The organism is Vibrio sp. 1580 (assembly GCF_033340055.1).
The window spans coordinates 146,572-167,438 of the sequence record NZ_JAWOVT010000012.1; the positions used below are offsets into that span (position 1 = coordinate 146,572).

At 44.5% G+C, this 20,867-nt stretch carries 19 protein-coding genes and 1 tRNA gene; 12 read left to right on the plus strand and 8 right to left on the minus strand.

Translation table 11 applies throughout. The features are described 5' to 3' along the window. The first annotated feature begins 151 nt into the window (after positions 1 to 151). From R7093_RS18630 to R7093_RS18640, 3 genes are all read left to right on the plus strand, one after another. The gene (locus R7093_RS18630; RefSeq protein ID WP_005382341.1) at positions 152 to 424 is read left to right on the plus strand and encodes an HU family DNA-binding protein; all 273 of its coding nucleotides are present in this window, start codon (positions 152 to 154) and stop codon (positions 422 to 424) included. 201 nt (positions 425 to 625) lie between these two features. Further along, complete coding sequence (gene ppiD, locus R7093_RS18635; protein WP_137281804.1) at positions 626 to 2,485, plus strand: peptidylprolyl isomerase; 1,860 nt, start codon at positions 626 to 628, stop codon at positions 2,483 to 2,485. Positions 2,486 to 2,740: 255 nt separating this feature from the next. Continuing rightward, positions 2,741 to 3,025 carry a ComEA family DNA-binding protein gene (locus R7093_RS18640; protein WP_031777211.1) on the plus strand — a complete coding sequence of 95 codons (285 nt, stop codon included), beginning with the start codon at positions 2,741 to 2,743 and terminating at the stop codon, positions 3,023 to 3,025. Positions 3,026 to 3,123: 98 nt separating this feature from the next. Here the strand turns inward: R7093_RS18640 and rrtA are convergent, their stop codons facing one another. Beyond that, the gene (gene rrtA, locus R7093_RS18645) at positions 3,124 to 3,675 is read right to left on the minus strand and encodes a rhombosortase (protein ID WP_175413434.1); all 552 of its coding nucleotides are present in this window, start codon (positions 3,673 to 3,675) and stop codon (positions 3,124 to 3,126) included. A 3-nt stretch (positions 3,676 to 3,678) separates the two neighbouring features. Here rrtA and R7093_RS18650 point away from each other — a divergent pair, with 3 nt between their 5' ends. Further along, positions 3,679 to 4,293, plus strand: a complete 615-nt coding sequence (locus R7093_RS18650; RefSeq protein WP_137281806.1) for a tRNA-uridine aminocarboxypropyltransferase — start codon at positions 3,679 to 3,681, stop codon at positions 4,291 to 4,293. 6 nt (positions 4,294 to 4,299) lie between these two features. Here R7093_RS18650 and R7093_RS18655 read toward each other — a convergent pair whose 3' ends face one another. The 3 genes from R7093_RS18655 to R7093_RS18665 form a co-directional block, all read right to left on the minus strand. Further along, the gene (locus tag R7093_RS18655) at positions 4,300 to 5,622 is read right to left on the minus strand and encodes an anti-phage deoxyguanosine triphosphatase (RefSeq protein WP_137281807.1); all 1,323 of its coding nucleotides are present in this window, start codon (positions 5,620 to 5,622) and stop codon (positions 4,300 to 4,302) included. A 15-nt stretch (positions 5,623 to 5,637) separates the two neighbouring features. After that, positions 5,638 to 6,222, minus strand: coding sequence for a 5'-deoxynucleotidase (yfbR, locus tag R7093_RS18660; protein WP_137282484.1), 585 nt, complete (start codon positions 6,220 to 6,222; stop codon positions 5,638 to 5,640). 90 nt (positions 6,223 to 6,312) lie between these two features. Further along, a complete protein-coding gene (locus R7093_RS18665) occupies positions 6,313 to 7,527 on the minus strand; it encodes a pyridoxal phosphate-dependent aminotransferase (protein WP_005382322.1) in 1,215 nt (404 codons plus the stop codon). Positions 7,528 to 7,744: 217 nt separating this feature from the next. Here R7093_RS18665 and R7093_RS18670 point away from each other — a divergent pair, with 217 nt between their 5' ends. The 7 genes from R7093_RS18670 to R7093_RS18700 all read left to right on the plus strand — a co-directional run bounded on the left by R7093_RS18670 (position 7,745) and on the right by R7093_RS18700 (position 15,256). Next, positions 7,745 to 9,052, plus strand: coding sequence for an isochorismate synthase (locus R7093_RS18670; RefSeq protein WP_318146777.1), 1,308 nt, complete (start codon positions 7,745 to 7,747; stop codon positions 9,050 to 9,052). After that, on the plus strand, positions 9,049 to 10,767 hold the full coding sequence (menD, locus tag R7093_RS18675) for a 2-succinyl-5-enolpyruvyl-6-hydroxy-3-cyclohexene-1-carboxylic-acid synthase (RefSeq protein ID WP_213917118.1): 1,719 nt from the start codon (positions 9,049 to 9,051) through the stop codon (positions 10,765 to 10,767). The genes R7093_RS18670 and menD overlap by 4 nt, the downstream gene beginning before the upstream one ends. Further along, a complete protein-coding gene (gene menH / locus R7093_RS18680) occupies positions 10,754 to 11,581 on the plus strand; it encodes a 2-succinyl-6-hydroxy-2,4-cyclohexadiene-1-carboxylate synthase (protein WP_042524030.1) in 828 nt (275 codons plus the stop codon). The genes menD and menH overlap by 14 nt, the downstream gene beginning before the upstream one ends. Then, positions 11,574 to 12,440: a 1,4-dihydroxy-2-naphthoyl-CoA synthase gene (gene menB / locus R7093_RS18685; protein WP_005382318.1), complete on the plus strand. Its 867-nt coding sequence runs from the start codon at positions 11,574 to 11,576 to the stop codon at positions 12,438 to 12,440. The genes menH and menB overlap by 8 nt, the downstream gene beginning before the upstream one ends. Positions 12,441 to 12,565: 125 nt before the next feature. Next, positions 12,566 to 13,555 (plus strand): o-succinylbenzoate synthase, encoded by a 990-nt coding sequence (gene menC, locus R7093_RS18690; RefSeq protein ID WP_258509521.1) that lies wholly within the window; start codon positions 12,566 to 12,568, stop codon positions 13,553 to 13,555. After that, the gene (gene menE / locus R7093_RS18695; protein WP_054577993.1) at positions 13,540 to 14,967 is read left to right on the plus strand and encodes an o-succinylbenzoate--CoA ligase; all 1,428 of its coding nucleotides are present in this window, start codon (positions 13,540 to 13,542) and stop codon (positions 14,965 to 14,967) included. The genes menC and menE overlap by 16 nt, the downstream gene beginning before the upstream one ends. 100 nt (positions 14,968 to 15,067) lie before the next feature. Next, complete coding sequence (locus tag R7093_RS18700; RefSeq protein WP_017634658.1) at positions 15,068 to 15,256, plus strand: hypothetical protein; 189 nt, start codon at positions 15,068 to 15,070, stop codon at positions 15,254 to 15,256. Here the strand turns inward: R7093_RS18700 and R7093_RS18705 are convergent. From R7093_RS18705 to R7093_RS18715, 3 genes are all read right to left on the minus strand, one after another. After that, positions 15,253 to 16,182 (minus strand): YeiH family protein, encoded by a 930-nt coding sequence (locus tag R7093_RS18705; protein ID WP_005384270.1) that lies wholly within the window; start codon positions 16,180 to 16,182, stop codon positions 15,253 to 15,255. The two genes, R7093_RS18700 and R7093_RS18705, sit on opposite strands and share 4 nt — an antisense overlap. Positions 16,183 to 16,296: 114 nt before the next feature. Further along, positions 16,297 to 18,171 (minus strand): MFS transporter, encoded by a 1,875-nt coding sequence (locus tag R7093_RS18710; RefSeq protein WP_005384269.1) that lies wholly within the window; start codon positions 18,169 to 18,171, stop codon positions 16,297 to 16,299. 13 nt (positions 18,172 to 18,184) lie between these two features. After that, complete coding sequence (locus R7093_RS18715) at positions 18,185 to 18,775, minus strand: TetR/AcrR family transcriptional regulator (protein WP_005382308.1); 591 nt, start codon at positions 18,773 to 18,775, stop codon at positions 18,185 to 18,187. Between the two features lie 392 nt (positions 18,776 to 19,167). On the opposite strand from R7093_RS18715, the gene R7093_RS18720 reads away from it, so the two are divergent. Beyond that, complete coding sequence (locus tag R7093_RS18720; protein ID WP_005384268.1) at positions 19,168 to 20,040, plus strand: Tim44 domain-containing protein; 873 nt, start codon at positions 19,168 to 19,170, stop codon at positions 20,038 to 20,040. Between the two features lie 589 nt (positions 20,041 to 20,629). Here the strand turns inward: R7093_RS18720 and R7093_RS18725 are convergent. Beyond that, positions 20,630 to 20,714: transfer RNA gene (locus R7093_RS18725), tRNA-Tyr, on the minus strand. Positions 20,715 to 20,867: the final 153 nt, after the last annotated feature.

Sequence of the window (20,867 nt, forward strand, 5' to 3'; positions counted from 1 at the left end):
CCCAAAAAGGCTTGTCAGCGTTTTTTTTGGGCGCTAAGTTAGTTTCGATAGCTGCCAGCCCTTGATGAATAAGGGGTGGAGCATATTTTCTTAACAATGGAACGAAAGTCATCACAAAAATAATCACAGATGACACAAAGGGGAAATTACAGTGAATAAAACTCAGTTAGTAGAACAAATCGCAGAAAATGCAGATATTTCTAAAGCGTCAGCGGGTCGTGCTCTAGATGCATTCATCGAAGCAGTAAGCGGAACTCTTCAATCTGGTGATCAAGTCGCTCTAGTTGGCTTTGGTACATTCAGCGTTCGTACTCGTGCTGCACGTACTGGTCGTAACCCAAAAACTGGTGAAGAAATCCAAATCGCAGAAGCAAAAGTACCAGCTTTCAAAGCTGGTAAAGCACTGAAAGACGCTTGTAACTAATCACGGCGTTATTTCTGTAACCGGCCATTTGCTTAACTTTTGCTCAAACAATAAGTTTCGAACAAAAATTTACAAACTTCGAGCCGAACTTTCTTAAATTATGCGCATCATACTGATGCGCATTTCTTTTTCTGATATTATTGCGCCATTATTTCTATTAGATAGAAGCAGTAGGCTTCAATTGTGGAGAGCAGTTAAATTATGATGGATCGACTACGCGAAGGCGTGAATAGCATCGCGGTCAAAATTATCCTTGGACTTATCATCCTGTCTTTCGTATTTGCAGGTGTAGGTAGCTACATCGTTGGTGGTAGCAACAACTCTGCAGCGAAAGTCGGTAACACTGAGATTCCTCGTGGTGAGTTCGAGATGGCATACCAAAATGAGCGTAACCGTATGCAAGCTCAGTTGGGTGACTACTTCTCTCAAATGCTGGCTGACCCTGCATATGTTGAATCTTTCCGCAAATCCGTTTTAGATCGAATGATCAATGACGTGTTGCTTGACCAACAAGCTGAAGCTTTGGGTCTGCGAATCAGCGACACTCAAGTGCGTAGCATGATTCTAGACATGCCTCAGTTCCAATCTAATGGTCAGTTTGATCAAGAGATCTATCAAGCTTCTTTGCGTCGTGCAGGCTTTTCGCCAGACTCTTTTGCTGAGTACATGCGTCGTGAATTGGTTCGTGAGCAACTGCTGAATGCGCTACAAAACAGTGAATTTATTCTGCCGGGTGAAGTACAAGCAGAAGGCAAGCTGTTCACTCAAACTCGTGATATTCGCACGATTCAGATCGACTTAGCGGAGTTTGCGAAAAATATTGAATTGACCGACGAAGAAATTCAAGAGTACTACAAAGCAAACCCAGACAACTTTACACGCCCAGAGCAGGTTAAAGTCTCTTACATCGAACTGTCAGCTGAAGCGCTAAAGGAACAAGTTAATGTTTCTGATGCTGAGGTGAAAAAGTACTACGACGAGCACTTAAACAAATACTCTTCAGAAGAGCAACGACGTGTCGCTCACATTCTTGTAGAAGGGGACGATGAAGCAAAAGCGCAAGCTATCCTAGATGAGCTAAACGCGGGTGCAGATTTTGCGACGCTTGCTCAAGATAAATCTGACGATTTTGGCAGCGCTGAAAACGGTGGTGACTTAGGTTGGATCGAGCGTGATGTGATGGACCCTGCTTTTGAAGAAGCGGCATTCGCACTGAAGAATCCTGGCGATACGTCGGGTCTAGTAAAGTCGGACTTTGGCTATCACATTATCAAGCTTGAAGAGCTAAAAGATTCTGTGGCGAAGCCATTTGAAGAAGTCGCTGCTGAAATCAAACAAGAGATGGTTGACCAACAAGCTATCGATCAATTCTACGAGTTGCAAAATGAGCTTGAGCGCGTAGCGTTTGAATACCCAGACTCATTGTATGATGCTTCTCAAGCGGTTAACCAAGAAGTGAAGACAACAGACTTTATTTCTCAGGTTGATGCACCTGAAGTGCTTCGTAGCCCTGCGGTAATGCAAGCTATCCTAAGCCCTGAAGTTAAAGAAGATGGCCTAAACTCTGAAGCTATCGAAGTTGCGCCTGAGCATATTATCGTTGTTCGTGTTGAAGATGCGCGTGACGAGACAGTTCTTCCACTAGAAGAAGTGAAAGATCAGGTTGTTGCAGAGCTATCTCGTGTTAAAGGTGAGCAAGAAGCGATGGAGCTTGGAACACAAGTCGTTGCGGCATTGAAAGAAGGTAAGACGAACGTGCTTGCTGAAAACAATCTTGCCTTTGGTGAACAAGAGACAGTAGATCGTCGTTCTCCGTTAGCAACAACGGTATTCGCGATGGCAAAACCAGTCGATGGTAAACCAGTATACGGTCAGTCTAAAGATCTTGAAGGTAACATCATTATCATCGAGCTTGATGCTGTAAACGCAGAGCTAGATAGTGAGTTAGAAGATCAAGTTGCGATGCAAATGCAGCGTGCATCTTCTCAGCAAGATTTATCATCTGTACTAGCCGTACTGCGTGCAAATACTGACATTGAGTACTTTGTTGTGAGCAACTAAGCACAATTAGTGTAATTTGTATGTTGAATAAAACGGACCGCATAAGCGGTCCGTTTTATTTTTGTCTTTATGAACTTCTATCATCAATAGGCATTACTTAAATTAGTGCGCGTTTAAGTGATAGCGGCCGTTGTGAATTCCGGGTCATCTCAGTTTGTTAAATGCATAACCATATTGCTTTCCATTGCAAACTTGATAGTGACTCGCTCTCGATGACTGTTTTTAGCCTACTATTTTGGAGATTGTATGTTCAATATGAAATGGATTTTGACATTGTGCTTATTTGTTTTTGCACCTTTTAGCATGGCTGCGGATTCAGCCACTGACAAATATGAAGGAATTGAAATTACTGTAAATATCAACACGGCCACTGCTGAAGAAATTGCGACCATGTTGAAAGGTATAGGTGAGAAGAAAGCGCAGAGTATAGTGGACTACCGCGAGGAACATGGCCCTTTTAAAACGGCAGCAGATTTGAAGAGCGTAAAAGGCATTGGTGAAGCGACAGTTAAGAAAAACGAAGACCGCATTTTACTGTAGCTTGATGTATTGCAGATATTGAGTCTGAATTCAGAACAATATCTGCTTCCCTATTACTGCTTTCCCGAACCAGCCCCTCTTTCGTGGTTCGGGATTTTTTATCCGAATAAACGACGGCGAAGGCCTTTTTCCAGTAAAGCCATTACTAACCCACCGAGTGCGCCAAACATATGAGCATCAATAGCAACGTTTGCACCGATAAGCTCAGCAGTACTGCTGGATGGGCCATAGACCTGCTCCCATACTACTTTGGCGATTAGCCCTCCGACTAACAACACACTGCTTCTTCTACTTTCAAAGACTTCTCTGAGCGCCCAAAATCCAAACAATCCGTGTAATACGCCGGATAAACCCACGTACACCGACATGTTGGTAAACAAATTCAGCGCACCAACACATGCACATAAGATTGAAAAAACGATAAGGAAGTTACGAGTGCTTGGGCGAAAAATAAAAGTAATGATCCACAATCCGGCGAGGTTCATTCCTAAGTGCGCAAAGTTGGTATGTGTGAGATTTCCTGTTACGATTCGCCACCATTCACCATGGCGTATATTGTAGCTGTGCCACTCGGTTAGGCTTGCCATTGGTTCAAATTGAAGTATCAAACAGATCACGCTGATAATACTCAGTAAGGTATAAAGGTTCACTCTATGTCTCGTTATTGTTCTCGTTGTGGAAAATCGCAAAAAGCGTGTATTTGCCAATGGATTGTACCACTGGCAAGCGAGGTAGAACTTATCATTCTTCAGCACACGAGTGAAGAACATCGTCCGCTTGGTACGGCACGGATTCTCAATTTGAGTTTAGATAACTGTATTTGTTTGATAGGAGAGGACTTTTCTTGTGATGATGTCTTAAATCACTTATTAGCGGATGAGTCATATAAACATTTTGTTCTTTACCCATCAGAAGAGTCACGATGCATTTCTGAAATCACTCAAGCGAGTCATAGTGTATCTAAGAAAATACGTTTGATTTTGCTCGATGGTACGTGGAAAAAAGCGTACAAAATGTGGCAACTCTCAAGCAACTTACATCCACTCCCAACCGTGCAGTTGCCTAAGCAACTACAAGGGCACTACACCATTCGTAAGGCGCCCTCTGAGAATAGCTTATCGACAGTCGAGGCTGGTTATCATTCGCTTCGCTTGCTTGAACCCGAGCGCGACTTTGCACCGCTTATGCGTGCCTTTGAAAATATGATCGAATTCCAAATCGCCCAGATGCCTCCGGGCGTTTTTGAAAAGAATTATTTGAAAGGTTGAGTGTTACTAAAGAACGATGGAAGAGAAAAGTTGGCGGTGTAGCTTTTGTGCGTGACCATCGGTCATTGCAGAAATATAATCGGCGATGACCCTCATCTTATTGCTCTCGCTCTTCGCCTGACACCACAGATCTTTTGTATGAACGGGTAGTAAGCGCTCTGGGTCTGCTGTTAACGCTTCAAAAATATCCATAATAATTTGCTGACCCTTATACTCAACGATCTGGACCTGCGGGACTTGGATAACGAAGGTGCTGACAAAGTGTTTGAGTACGTCAAGTGCACGTGCCATCTGTGGTTCTAAACACGCATTCCAAGACAGTAACGGGTTATTAAACGGCTCATCCACCGTTTTGATTGAAATGCTGGTCAGTAGCGCGTTAACCATACCACCGATAGCATCTTTCCGCTCATGGTGCTTACCGCTAAATAGCATCTGTCCGATGGAATCGATATAAGCTTCAAACCACGGGTCGCCACAGTCCGCTAATTGACTTGCTGCGCCTTCTTGCCATTGCTGACGTGTCACCATACCAAGTACGATTGCATCTTCTAAATCATGAACACCGTAGGCGATATCATCTGCTAGCTCCATGATTGAGCAATCGAGTGATTTAAAACGCGTTTTACTGTGCTCAAACTCCGATTCTGGCGTTGAACGCATCAGACTAAGCAATGCCTTGTCGTTGTCAGAAAGCGGTGCAATTACCCAATCAAATAAGTCTTTATCACAATCATAAATACCTTTAGCTGGGCTCCAGTCTTTTGCTTTTAGTTTACGTTGGTGCTCGGCTGGTTGAGGCAACTTGACGGAGCGTGTTTGACTAATGAGGGCAGGGTACTTAATCAAACCAAGCAGTGTGCGGCGTGATAAATTCATTCCGAAATGCTCGGTATAAGGCTCTAACTTAGTGACGATACGAAAGGTTTGGGCATTCCCCTCGAAGCCGCCATGTTCGCGCATTACGTAGTTTAGAGCGACTTCTCCCCCATGACCGTATGGAGGATGCCCGATGTCGTGCGCCAAACATAATGAATCAATTAAGCTGTCTGATGGTAATAGATCGCGGAACTCTGGCTGTTTTTTCTTTAACTGGGCGACGATACCGGTCCCGAGTTGCGACGCTTCTAAGGAGTGTGTTAACCGGCTGCGGTGAAAGTCTTCCAAGCTATTGCCGTGTACTTGGGTTTTTGCTTGTAGGCGTCGAAATGCAGCCGAGTGAAGAATGCGCGCTCGGTCTCGTTGGTACGGGCTCCGATGGTCGTCTCGACGGATTTTATGCTCATCATCATGGCGCTCTTGCCATTGCGGGTGTAATTCAAACGACACGATTATCTCCGTAAGCTAACTGATTTCATCTAACGATAATTCGAAACTTGGGGCAAAGGTATTGAGAAAGTAATCCAGTTCAGGCGTTCTGCGTTCTTGCAAAGTGACGTCTAAGCGTTTTTTTGCCAGAGCGAACTCATGGTTGCCGGCGCTTAGTTCTTCGAGACATTTTAAATAGGCACAGATGGAATCGGCTTGCTTAACGATTTTTGCGTCCTCTTCGTGAGCAGAGTGAGAAAGAAGATAGGGGGCAAAGTCATCTTGGAACTCTTCCGGTAACATTGAGAGTAATTTTTGCTCCGCTGCCGATTCTATCTTCTTATATTCTTTGGCAATTTCAGGGTTGTAATACTTCACTGGAGTCGGAAGATCACCCGTTAATACTTCACTGGAGTCATGGTACATGGCAAGAATCGCGATACGCTCTGGATTAAGGTTGCCGCCGAACTTTTTGTTTTTAATGAGGGCAAGGGCATGAGCGACAAAAGCAACTTGTAAGCTATGCTCTGAAACGTTTTCTGGTGAGACGGACCGCATTAAAGGCCAGCGTTGGATCAGCTTCATTCGAGCCAGGTGGGCGAAAAAATGGCTTTCTTTCATGGCTTTCTCCGTTTCTGGTGTAAAAAAGGAACTCACTAGGAGTTCCTCTAAGCATATGAGAGATCAGCACTAATTACTACCAGTGATTCATTACTGGCTGTAGGTTGATAGGAATCTTTCAAAACGTCCAATGGCGATTTCTAGATCTTCAACGTGCGGTAGTGTCACGATGCGGAAGTGGTCTGGTTTTGGCCAGTTAAAACCGGAACCTTGCACCAGTAAGACCTTCTCTTGTTTTAAGAAATCTAAAACCATCTGCTGATCGTTCTTGATGTTGTACATTTTAGTGTCGATTTTCGGGAAGAGGTACATCGCACCCTTAGGTTTGACACAAGAAACGCCAGGAATCTGATTGATCAGTTCATACGCTCGGTTGCGCTGCTCTAATAAGCGTCCGCCAGGTAAAATCAGTTCATTGATACTCTGGTATCCACCTAACGCGGTTTGAATGGCATGTTGCATTGGTACGTTTGCACATAAACGCATCGATGAAAGCAGCTCCAAGCCATTCACGTACCCTTGAGCCAGATGTTTAGGCCCCGTTAGGAACATCCAGCCACCACGGAAACCACAAACACGGTAGGCTTTTGAAAGGCCATTGAATGTCATGACTAGCACGTCTTCAGTGAGTGTGGCGACTGAGGTATGTGTTGCACCGTCGTACAACACTTTGTCGTAGATCTCATCTGCGAAAATGATCAGTTTGTGCTGGCGTGCTATCTCAATCACTTCAAGTAGGAAGTCACGGCTGTATACCGCACCTGTCGGGTTGTTCGGGTTGATCAGAACAATGCCACGTGTCTTTGGTGTGATTTTCTTTTTGATGTCTTCAAGGTCTGGGTACCAGTCAGTTTCTTCATCACATAGATAATGAACCGGCTTACCACCAGATAGTGCAACTGAAGCTGTCCATAACGGATAGTCTGGTGCTGGGATCAGCATTTCGTCGCCATTGTTTAATAGCGCTTGCATAGCCATTACGATCAACTCAGACACGCCGTTACCTACATACACATCTTCGACATCTAGCGAGCGTATACCTTTACGCTGATAGTGTTGGACCACAGCTTTACGAGCAGAGTAAATGCCTTTGGAATCACAATAGCCTTGAGAAGTCGGCAGATTACGAATCACGTCGACTAAAATCTCATCAGGGGCGTCAAAACCAAATGGGGCAGGGTTACCAATGTTTAGCTTTAGGATTTTATGCCCTTCTTCCTCCATGCGCTTAGCATGTTTGAGTACAGGACCCCTAATGTCGTAGCAGACATTGTCGAGTTTTGACGACATCCCGATATTTTGCATTGTTTAATTCCTAAAAATTCGTTAATTTCTTTATTAAAATACAATAATTTGTTTTTTATTAGAATATATATCTGTAAATAATCTGTCTGCTGGTTAAGTTTTGCTCGCTTGCTATCACAGGATTTTGCAAAAGATCGCATACGACCTTGATTTGCTTTGGGTCTAAACTTAGAGTAGCCGTCAGTTACCATTTATCCTCACATACAACGAGGTTGATTTGTCACAGTTCCATCAAGCCGTAAAGAGAATTATCGAGCGAGTTCAGCAATCGGAAGGCAATCAAACACGTCTGGTCGAGCCCCTTAGCGAGAAACCTAATTTCTCATTTATTGATTGGCTTGATGCGCAACCACTTTTCCCTAAGTTTTATTGGCAGTCCCGCGATACACGTGAAGAGGTCGTTGCACTAGGGCAATTGCACGCTTTTGTTGAGCCAGGTCCTGCTTATACCATTCTAGGTGAAGGGCAAAGAGTCTGGGGCGGGCGCTCTTTTGATGGACAGCATGAGAAGAATCGTCGCTGTATGCCCTCTTTTTTCTTTTTGCCTCAAATTGAGTTAATTCGTTTTGACCAACAGTGGTCTCTCGCAGTTAATATTTCAGAAGACAAAGCGCGAACTCTAGCTGGGTTGAATAAACTGGTTTGTGAGGTCGCGACCTTAGCTCCAATTTCGTCTCACATCCGCTCTATTGTTCACACGCCAAGTCAGCCTCAATGGAATGAGTTAGTTCATAAGGTTCTGACTGGTATAGAGAATGATGATTTTAAGAAAGTGGTTTTAGCGCGTCGCTCTACCGTGCAGCTTGATAACACATTAAGTGCTGCACAGCTACTTAAAGCAAGTTACTTAAATAACCATCATAGCTTCCATTTCATGCTGAGCTTAGACAGTAAGCACAGTTTTATGGGGTCTACGCCAGAACGTTTGTATTCTCGCGTAGGGCATGAGCTACATACCGAAGCGTTAGCAGGTACGATTGGTCGGGGAGACAATGCCACTCAAGATATGGAGTTGGCGAATTGGTTATCCCAAGACCAAAAGAACCTCAACGAAAACCAGTATGTGGTGGACGACATCATTGACCGTCTATCACCACATTCTGAAGTGGTTGAAGTGGAAGCTGAACCGAGTTTGGTCAGACTACGAAAAGTGCAGCACCTTAAGCGAAATATTCACGCTAGTCTAAGAGCGGGGATAAATGGTGTTCAGTTGTTATCGGCGCTTCAACCAACAGCGGCGGTTGCTGGCTTACCCCGACAAGAGTCGATGCAATTTATATTGGATAATGAGCCGTTTGCACGCGGCTGGTACGCGGGGTCAATGGGTTACATAAGCCATGAACGAGCAGAGTTTTGTGTCGCAATCAGAAGTGCGCTTGTGCTCGGTGAGCAAGTACAACTGTTTGCGGGCGCAGGGATTGTTCCAGGCTCCATTGCAGAACATGAGTGGGCAGAACTTGATAAGAAAATGTCGACGTTACTTACGCTGATTTCTGATCATCTGCCATTGGGAGTCGCATCATGAGTCATGACCAAGCGGTGCTCAATCGAGTTTGGTCAGAAACCATATTGATTGAGCTTCAGCGATTTGGCGTTAAGCATGTTTGTATCGCTCCCGGATCTCGTTCTACGCCTTTAACTTTAGAAGCGGCAGAACAGTCCGACTTTTCCATTCATACTCATTTTGATGAGCGTGGATTGGGCTTTATGGCTCTTGGTTTAGCGAAAGCTACTCAGGAACCCGTGGCAATTATCGTTACCTCTGGTACGGCAGTGGCGAACTTATTACCGTCGGTTGCCGAAGCCAAACTTACTGGTGAAAAACTGGTGCTGCTGACAGCAGATCGTCCAGTAGAACTTGTCGGCTGTGGTGCAAACCAAGCGATAAATCAATTGGGTATTTTTTCACATCATGTTTCGGCCAGTTTGAATTTACCAAGCCCAAATTTAGCAACGTCGCTTAACTGGTTGCTGACCTCTGTTGACGAAGTGATGTTTACTCAGAAATTGCAGGGTAGTGCTGTTCACATTAATTGTGCATTTCCAGAGCCTTTGTATTCCAACGGCGCAAAAGCGGATTATCAAACCTACTTAGATTCGGTCGCCGGATGGCGAAAAGGAAGCGGCACTTATACTCAGCGTTTTAGCCATTTGTCACAGGCGAACATCCCGTCTTGCTCAGACAAAAAAGGGTTGGTTGTGATTGGCAGCTTACCGCTTGAACAAGCGCGTTCGGCGCAGGCGTTTGCACAAAAAATGGGATGGCCGGTACTTGCAGACCCGCAAAGTGGTTTGAGTTCGGATTGGGCGCATTACGATGTATGGCTTCAACGTCCCGAGTTCGTAAACGAGCTTGAGTCTTGTGAACTTATTATCCAGTTTGGTAGCCGAATCATCTCCAAACGTTTGAATCATTGGATTGATAAACAAGTTTCGCAGAGTCAACAAGATAAAGACGTTCAGTATTGGTATGTCTCACCTTGTATGGACCGGAATAACCAAAATCATCTGGCGCAAATGCACTGGGTTGAGCCTCCTCAAACGTGGGTTTCTCGCATTAGTTTTGAGAAGTCAATATTTGCTGGGTGGGCTGATAGGTTAGCGAATGACGTTAAGCGAGTTCATCAACGTATCGAAGAAGCCTTCCTATCTGATTCAGCGTCTGCCATTGACGAAATTGCGTTGGCAGCAGACATCAACGAGCGCACAAAGAACGTAGATGTTTTCTTGGGTAATAGCTTGTTTGTTCGGCTTGTTGATATGTACGGAAAATTTGATGGTGTAGAGGTTTTCACTAATCGAGGCGCGTCAGGGATTGACGGTTTGTTTGCTACGGCATCAGGCGTGCAACGGGCAAGAGGTAATCCGTTACTGATGTATATCGGTGACACAGCAGCACTTTATGATCTCAATTCTCTGGCGCTATTTTCTCACAATAAACTGCCGGCGGTACTTGTTGTTACTAATAATGACGGCGGTGCGATTTTTGATATGTTGCCAGTACCACCAGAGCGCAGGACGACATATTATCAAATGCCTCATGGTTATCAGTTTGAACACGCGGCAAAGCAGTTTGGTTTGGCGTATTTGCATGTTTCTACACTGGAGCAATTCCAATCATCTGTAAAAGAGCATTTATGTCACCGCCAAGGCACGTTGCTGGTCGAGGTTCAAACCCCACCTAATCAAGCTGCTGAGACACTCAAGGCATTTAATAAGAGTCTGAATGCTTTACTTTGAACGTTTCCCTGTATTAGAAAAACACCAAAGTAGAACGTTGCCCACTTTGGTGTTTTTGCATGGCTTACTCGGTAGCGGTGCCGATTGGCTCGCGTGTTTAAATGCATTACCCGAATATGAACGTGTTACGGTTGACCTTCCTGGTCACGGACGCAGCCAATCTATTTTTTGCTGCGATTTAAATGATTGCTGCAAACTTCTTGGTTCCACACTATCTTTATTATTTCCCTCACAACAACCACTTATTTTGATTGGATACTCTATGGGCGGCCGCATTGCGATGCATGGTATTGCCCATCAATGCTTTCCAGAGCTCAATATTGCAGGCGCGATTATTGAAGGGGGAAACTTCGGGCTTCAAACTGAGTCAGAGAAACAGGTGAGATTAGAGAATGATGCTCGCTGGGCAATGCGTTTCAAAACTGAACCACTTGAACGTGTTTTGAACGATTGGTACCAACAAGCGGTGTTTTCTTCACTAAACCATGAGCAAAGACAAACATTCATTGCGAAGCGAAGTGATAATCTTGGCTCAGCGGTGGCGAATATGTTGATGGCGACATCGTTAGCCAAACAGGCATATTTGTTGCCCTCACTGCAAAAGCAGAACATACCAGTGTATTACTTGTGTGGTGAGAAAGACCAAAAATTTAGCCAACTGGCACAACGTAGCGGGTTGGCGTATCGACAAGTTGAAGGCGCTGGTCATAACGTCCATCAAGAGCAGCCCAAACAGTTTGCGATACATACCAAGCAAATAATTCAGTCTCACTTTGGTGAGAGTAACGAGAACAATGGGAATCACCATGGCTAAAACAGTAGGCATTTCTGAAGAAGAACTTTACGCTCCGGTTCAATGGAAAGATTGCGGCGAGAAATACGAGGACATTCATTACCATAAGTCTGAAGATGGTATCGCGAAAATCACCATTGCGCGTCCTCAAGTGCGTAACGCGTTTCGTCCTCAAACGGTAAAAGAGATGATTGATGCGTTGGCAGATGCGCGTTACGACTCTGGTGTTGGCGTGATCATTCTGACAGGTCTAGGTGAAGACGCATTCTGTTCTGGCGGTGACCAGAAGATCCGCGGCGACTACGGCGGCTACAAAGACGACCAAGGTACGCACCACCTAAACGTATTGGACTTCCAACGTGATATTCGTACTTGTCCAAAACCAGTGATCGCATCGGTAGCAGGTTGGGCTGTGGGCGGTGGTCATGTTCTGCACATGATGTGTGACCTAACGATTGCCGCTGACAACGCTCAATTTGGTCAAACAGGCCCTAAAGTGGGTTCATTTGATGGTGGTTGGGGTGCATCTTACATGGCTCGCATCGTAGGCCAAAAGAAAGCTCGCGAAATTTGGTTCCTATGTCGTTTCTACAATGCTCAAGAAGCGGTAGACATGGGCCTAGTAAACACAGTTGTACCACTAGCGGATCTAGAGAAAGAAACCGTTCGTTGGTGTCGTGAAGTACTACAGCACAGCCCAATGGCATTGCGCTGCCTGAAAGCTGCATTAAACGCAGATTGTGATGGTCAAGCGGGTCTGCAAGAGCTAGCGGGTAACGCAACGATGATGTTCTACATGACTGATGAAGGCCAAGAAGGTCGTAATGCCTTTAACGAGAAGCGTCGCCCAGACTTCGATAAATTCCCTCGCAACCCATAATCCGTCTAAATGAGGAGCGTGTTAGCTCCTCTGTTCCTTTTTTCCTGAGCGCCTCGCCCTCTGGGAGGCTGGTGGGATTGCTCGTCAGAACGCTCAAATATACGGCATTACATAGGACTTGAATTATGCGTGAAGCGAAAATTTATCGTTATAGCTTGCCCATGGATAGTGGTGTCATCCTACGTAACAACAAGCTAACCGAACGTGTTGGTTATGTTGTTGCGCTTTCCGAAGATGGTAAAACAGGGCTTGGAGAAGTCGCTCCTCTTCCTGGTTTTAGCTTAGAGAGCGCCGAATATGCGGGTGTTCAGCTACAAGAACAGGCGGAGCGTTGGGTTGCAGAGTTGGATGTGGATTATGCCAATATGTACCCGTCGGTTGCGTTTGGTTTATCGATGGCACAGCTTGAATTAGCTGGTGGCTTACCACAACAAGGTAAATACCAAACAGCGCCACTATGCACTGGCGACCCAGATGAGCTCATTCCAAAGCTGAACGAAATGGAAGGTGAGAAAGTCGCTAAGGTGAAAGTTGGACTTTATGAGCCAATTCGCGATGGCATGCTTGTGAACCTTTTTCTTGAATCAATCCCTCAATTAACGCTTCGACTTGATGCAAACCGCGCTTGGACACCAGAAAAAGCGCAGCAGTTTGCTAAATACATTACTCCGTCTTTGCGTCAGCGCATCACCTTTTTGGAAGAGCCGTGCCGCTCTCCTGGCGATAGTCTCTCTTTTGCGATTAATACTGGTATTGCTATCGCTTGGGATGAAACATTGCAAGATGCGGTTCGTCGTGAAGATTTCCGTCTTGAAGATCTAACTGGTGTGAAAACGATCATCATCAAACCCACACTCATTGGTTCGGTGGATTTTTGTATTACACTGATAGAGAAAGCGAAGTCACTGGGGATGAAAGCAGTGATTAGCTCGAGCATTGAATCCAGTCTCGGTTTAACTCAATTAGCGCGCTTTGCCCAATGGCAGCTGCCTGATGAAGTTCCAGGTTTGGATACGATTGGCTTATTCAAAGCTCAGCTAGAGCAGGGCTGGCCTAAGTGTGAACTTCCCGTTCTTCCTCTAAAAGACCAGGAGATTGTGTGGCATTCTGCGTAGACAATATTGCGAAGGCACCATGGAAATATTGGGCTCAAACGAGCCCTTTTTCTATTGCACTCAAGACATCAACAGAAGTATTAAACTGGCAACACCTCTCGAAGCGTATTGACCAATACACTCACTATTTGAATGACTTGGGTGTAACTCGGGGGGATGTGCTGACTTTGGTTGGCAAGAACCAAGTAGAAACACTGTTGTTTTATCTTGCCTCCAAACAGTTAGGCGCACTCGCTGCGCTGACCATGGAACAACCACTAGATAAGTTGCAGGGTAAGCTTGCTACACTTTACAGGCCTGATCAAACTCGGTTTATCTGGTTTTCTCAGGAGTGCGCTTCGACCTTTTCTGAACATGATGTACAAAAACTCAAGGCAACATTGCTTTCACCGCCTGTAGTATCACAGCAAGAGAGTGATTCGTTGACTGAAGATAGCTATCATCATGACCGGCTCGCTTCAGTAGTATTTACTTCTGGCTCTACAGGGGAGCCTAAAGCTGTGGTTCATACACATCGACAGCATCTTGCGTCTGCAGAGGGCTTGTTGCAGGAGTTCATTTTCACTCAGCAAGATGCTTGGCTGTTATCGCTTCCGCTGTATCACGTCTCTGGATTAGCGATTGTCTATCGTTGGCTATATGTCGGAGCAACACTAAAAGTCGGTTCAGGGAAACTTGTTGATGATATTCAGGGCGTATCACACGCTTCTTTGGTTGCGACTCAGCTCAAACGGTTATTGGATGATGATGCACATTTGTCATTGACACATGTGCTACTGGGCGGCAGTCACGTTGATCATGAGTTGGCACTACGAGCATCAGGGCAAGGCATTGAGACGTGGTTAGGTTATGGGATGACGGAGGCGGCCTCTACCGTTACCGCAAAGAGAATTGACAGCACCAGTAATGCTGGACATGTATTGAAGCACCGTAAGATAAAATTAGTTGACCAACGCATTTTTGTTGGCGGTAAGACATTAGCGGCAGGGTATTTCCATCAAGGACATGTTACCCCATTTCTGGATGAGAAAGGCTGGTTTGACAGCAAAGATCTTGGCGAGTGGCAAGGTGATGAATTAAAGATAATCGGCCGTGCCGACAATCAGTTTATCTCTGGTGGTGAGAATATCCATTGTGAAGAGATTGAAGCCGCTTTGAACCAAATTGATGGTGTAGTGCAGAGTATAGTGGTTCCAGTCGAAGACGCGGAGTTTGGTCATAGACCAGTAGCTGTGATTCAGACCAATGGATTGCGCAGCAAGTCGGAGTATGACCAGCACTTGCAATCAAAGTTAGAGAAGTTTAAATGGCCAGTGGAATACCATGTAATGCCAGAAACTCTACTAGAAGGTGGGATCAAAATTTCACGTAAGGCCGTGAAAGAGTGGCTGTTGTCATCACTTCAGCATTAGTCAATTTTGCTATGTATTAGTCATAAAGAGAATTTCGTATCCTTATAACTCTGAATCATAATTATGCTTCTTAGTGGAGAGAAAATGCATAAGGTTCAGGATGGCAAAGCTAGTTTTAATTGCGGCAGTAGCACTACAAATTGGTATCGCGATAAGTAGTGAAGGGCTAGCCCGCTCTCTTGCAGAGCTAACGGCATTTTTGATCGCTATTGCGTTGGTCGTTATATACAAAAATAGCAAACGGGAAATACCGTCCCCTCAACGCGATAAGCAGACCACCAATATCTAAAACAGTAACCAACTTAGAGAAGTGGTAGAAATTAGCACCCACAGAGTCACACCAAACAACAGCGGCTTAGCTCCAGCTGACTTTAGTTTTGAAATTGAAATGCTGCAACCTATCAAGAACAGACATACAACCAACGCTTGCTTTGCTCCAATGAAAATGCCGTGATAGACCATTTCAAATTGAGGAAAGAAGTCGCTAAACGCGATAGCTGCACAGTACCAAAAAATGAAATAAGGGATAGCTAGTTTTTTCTTTCCATTCTCTTTTTGGCCTCTTGAAAAGATGACGGCACTGATCAAAGCAACAGGAATGATCCATAAAGCGCGCGCGAGTTTCAATGTTGTTGCCGTCGTTAGTGCTTCTTCCCCATAGGCCGAGGCAGCCCCGACAACAGAAGATGTGTCATGAATGGCAATCGCAGCCCATGTGCCAAACGTGTGTTGATCTAGCCCTAAAGCATGTCCAATCACAGGAAACACAAAGAGTGCAATGGAGTTCAGGACAAACACTGTTGCCAGTGCTAATCCAATCTGCTCGTCTTTCGCTTTAATCGCCGGTGCCACAGCAGCAATTGCGCTACCACCACAAATTGCAGTACCTGATGAGATTAAGTAAGCGGTTACTCGCTCCAATTTAATTACCCTGGCAATGAGAGTGCCCATGATCAGTGTGCCTGTAATAGTGGCGATGATCAGGCCGATACCATCCGATGTGACTGCAAGTGCTTGCTCAAAGTTGATGCCAAAGCCTAAGCCAATAATCGAGTAAGACAGCAGCTTTTTAGTAAAAGAAGCGATGGGCAGCTCGGAAGGCACAAAACCAAAACTTGCGAGTAGAAAACCGATAACTAGAGCAATGGGAGAGGAGGCAAGAGGGGTTAGACAAAAAAGTAACGCCAATCCAAACAGGAGGTAGTTTCTATTCAAGGTTTTTATTCGCTGTTGTGAATGAAAGGGAGAGTATATCGCACTGGGTGTGGTCAGTTTGTCTTAATGATTTGAACACATGTTCAGTTATCCTAAACATGTGTTCAAGTGTATTTATCGCCAGTCGCCTCTAAGTTGATGCACTTTATCGAACATTGTTTTTGCCGTTGCCTCGTTTGGTGGCACCGGTTGTCCTGCCTCTATTTCTAGCTTTGACCAAAATCGAGTCGGTAAGCCACAGCATGCGCGACCTTTTGCGCGGCTGAAATAGCTTCCCCATAAGCCTTTAAGTGCAACAGGTATGACAGGTACTGGACTACGACGTAGGATTATATCAATACCGCGCATGAATTCATTCATTTCACCATCTGAAGTTAATCTTCCTTCAGGGAAAATACAGACGATATGACCTTCGCTTAGCGCAGCTTCCACATCGTTAAATGCACGTCTGATAGAGCTTCTGTTACTCGCTGAAATTGGAATTACCCCAGTTCGACGTAAAAAGCGCCTTAATGGAGGTAGGTTGGCGTAATCTTCCTCCATCACAAAACGAATCAACCTTGGGCATACGGCACTAAGTAGCAATGCATCCATGTAGCTTACATGATTACATACAATCAATGCCCCACCATGCTCGGGTAGGTTGTGTAGATTCTTATGCTTAACTCGATAGATGGTGTGCGTAAGCATCCACATGACAAAGCGAACTACAAAAATAGGAATTTGCAAAAAGATGTAAGCGGCGACTAAGAAATTTAAAATGGCTAACAATGCAAACAGCTGAGGAATTGTCATCTTGATTACACTTAGGCACACAATACCTAAGACAGCGCTGCCGACCATAAACAGAGAGTTAAAAATGTTGAGCCCTGCGATGACTTGAGCACGTTCGGTTTCCTTTGCTCGATGCTGCATTAATGCGTAAAGAGGCACGATAAACAAACCGCCCGAAGCGCCAATCATCAATAGGTAGAAAAATAATGGCCAAAAAGGCTCATATCTAAAGAAGTCTACAAAGTTATGGAAAGTAGGTAGATCATTGGGAATGGAAGTGGCCATTAGGTACCCAAATACCGTAATGCCAAAGGCACCAATTGGCACAATACCGACTTCGATACGATGGTTTGAGATCCAATTGCAAAGTAGCGACCCTAGCGCGATACCAATGGAAAATAGAGCGAGCAAGAAAGACACCGCACTCTCGGTGCCATTTAGGTAAATCTTAGTGAAATTCGGGAATTGTGTTAGATATGCGGCGCCTAAAAACCAAAACCAGCTTATTGCCATTATGCATTGAAAAACAACTCGATCGGATTTGGCGATAGAGAGCGTGTGTTTGGTTTGCTTGTATGGTTGCCAACGAAAAGAGAGATTGGGCGCGCTGGCTGCAGCAAAGGGGATTGAGCGGCTCGACAAGTAGCCTAACAATGCGAAGATCACGACACAAAATGCGGCGAGGTATTTTGCGTTGTCTGCAGAGGCTATAATCCCAGCGCCTAAGGTGCCAATAAGGATGGCGATAAAGGTACCAGCTTCAACAAGAGCGTTGCCGGGCACTAACTCTTTAGCATTTAACTTTTGAGGCAAAAGGGCATATTTAACTGGGCCAAAAAATGCTGACTGTGTGCCCATTAAAAACAGTAGCAATAAAAGCACACCATAACTTTCGGTTATGAATCCGATGGCACCTAACAGCATGATGGCTATTTCAAATAGTTTGACCTTACGAATAAACCATGACTTTTCATATTTGTCGGCTAATACGCCAGCGGAAGCAGAGAACAGAAAGAACGGTAGAATGAACAAGCCTGCCGCAAGGTTGATGAACAAATTGCTCGAAATAGGTAGTGCACTGGAGCCAGCGAATGCGACAAACAACAGCAAAACGTTTTTAAAAATATTGTCGTTGAAAGCGCCAAAAAACTGAGTAATGAAATAGGGCAGGAACTTTCTCTGCGTAAGTAAGGACGGCTGTCTGTCGGATGACATGGATAATCCTTTGTTACCAGTTCGTGAGGTAGTTAGAAAGAAGATTACTGATCAATTCTTTGCCATCAATCGGTTCACTAGAGAAAAACTTATCATCAACACTGAGTAAAGTAATGCCATGTACGCCAGACCAAAGGACTCGACTCGCTTGAATCACTTCGGATTCAGTACGATGTGGTGCGATTTGAGCCAATAGTGACTCTAGCATTCCCGTCATACCATCGATACGTTTGGCATGCCATTCCGGAAGTTCTGCTCCATTCATGTTGTGTTCGAACACTAACTGCCAACGGTATGGGTGTTTTTGAGCAAAATCGTGGTAGCAATAAGCGAGTTCAAAAAGCGCTTGATGGGAGTCTTTGCTGTCATTAGTCGCTTTGCGTGCTTCTTGAGATAACTCATCTAAAGTTTGAGCGACAACATGAAGCAACAACAAATTATAATTACCAAAAACATTTACCAATGTGCTTGGCACGTAACCAATCATGTTAGCGATTTTACGAAGACTGAGTTCGTGGTAAGAATTCTCATCTAAAAAGTTTTTGACCGTTGTTAACGTCAAATTCACTAACTCTTCTCGGGTGTGATCGTTTCTGCGCGCCATACTCTCAAACTACTTTATTGAACATCGTTCAATATGATAGTCAGCTACCTATTAACCGTCAACAAGGCAATGTGTCCAAGTGCCCTCAAGGTGTAGGATTCTGAGCTGTGTCACTGATTCTAATTCAAGTAAAACAATCTGGAGTATTAGTGAACTTATTCCATACTTTTTTTACATTGATCAAGCGCCTTCAGCTGAATTGCAAGCAGTGTGAGCAGTCTGCATTTTTGGCAATATTCTGATACATGTCAGCTTCTATAAGCTATTTTCATCAATCGGTATACAGAGTATGATGACTTAAAAATCATCTTTGGCGTGCTACTGTTTGAAACAACGATTGTTTCGTCTTGAAAATGGGGCACTATCTTAGATAGCTAACTTTAAGGATAACGATGAAACGTTTATTTTCTATTGTTGCTTTATTGATGTTTACTGTTGCTGTAACGCCTATCGCGGAAGCGAAGAAGTTTGGTGGCAGTAAGTCTTTCGGTAAGAGCTACAAAACTGCACCAGCACCGAAACAACAGCAACAAAACACCAATACGGTCGGCAAAGATCAGACGACAAAGTCTTCAAGTAAGAAAGGCCTTATGGGTGGTCTGCTAGGCGGACTTCTTGCTGGTGGTCTACTTGCTGCATTCTTTGGCGGTGCTTTTGAAGGTATCCAGTTTATGGATATCCTAATTATTGGTTTGATTGCCTTTGTCATCTTTAAACTAATGCGCGGTATGCTAGGTGCGAAGCAGGGCAGTATGAACCAGCATCGTCAACAGCCTGCATTTGGTGGCAACGCATCTAAGTTTGAGCAACCAAACATGCAAAACTTTGAGCAACAACCAAACACAAATAATGGTGGCTTTGGTGGTTTTGGCGCTCAAACAGACGTACCACATAACTACCCACCGGGTTTTGACCAAGCAGCGTTCATTAATGGTTCTCGTGAACACTATCGAATCCTGCAAGGTGCGTGGAATCACAACCAGCTAGAAACTATTGAAGAATATGTTTCTCCAAGCTTGTTTGAAGACCTAAAAGCAGAGCGCGCGAAGCTCGACGGTGAGCAGCATACTGACGTAATGTACGTTGATGCGGAGATCGTCCGTGCTGATTACGATGCAAATAAAGCACAGCTTAGTCTGCAGTTTAGCGGTCGTTACCGTGACACAGTAGAAGGTGTTGAAGAAGAAATCGAAGATATCTGGCACCTAGAGCGTGACTTGACTGCGCCTAATGCGCCATGGTTAATCGTTGGTATTCAAGGCTAGTCACCTTTAAACCAATTTAGTCACTAGTAAAAATCCCGCATCCCCTGCGGGATTTTTTGTATCTATCATTTATATTTCTTGTACGTGTTTTTATACAAACATCACTAATTGAGTCCGTTTGGTAATTTTGCGAGCCCACTTTTTCTAGTAAGTCCTCAAGTGTTTTCCTATTTATATTGAACATTCATATTAAGGTCATACGAACTAACAAAATCAAAATATCTAGTACATTGTTTGTAGGGTAAAGATCTGCTCCTCAGCCTTTTGTTTGTGGAGTTTCACATGGGGTTGGTTGCTTTAGTGAGATTGAGTATAGGTTATACCAATCGTAGTAAATAACTGGTCATTCTAGCTTGTTAAAATACTCGATAACTGCGTTGCAATTTTTGATTGTAGAATAACTACTTATCAAAAAATTGCGCCTTGTTCTCAAGCATTTTCCCTACGCTATTTCTGATCACTTATTTACCGTGATAGGTATTCAATCGAGAAGAGTTTCGGTTAGGAGTGAAAGGTTCGTTGTAGTAGGACTATGCTATCAAGATCCTGAAACGAAAAAAGCCAGCTCAATGAGCTGGCTTCTTCAATATGGTGGAGGGGGACGGATTCGAACCATCGAAGGCAGTGCCGGCAGATTTACAGTCTGCTCCCTTTGGCCACTCGGGAACCCCTCCAGGGTGTTTTATACTTAAAAGTTAGTTTCCCAACCTAGCTTTCAAGTTCTTCTCATGTTTAAAGGAAAAACATAAGAAAGAATATGGTGGAGGGGGACGGATTCGAACCATCGAAGGCAGTGCCGGCAGATTTACAGTCTGCTCCCTTTGGCC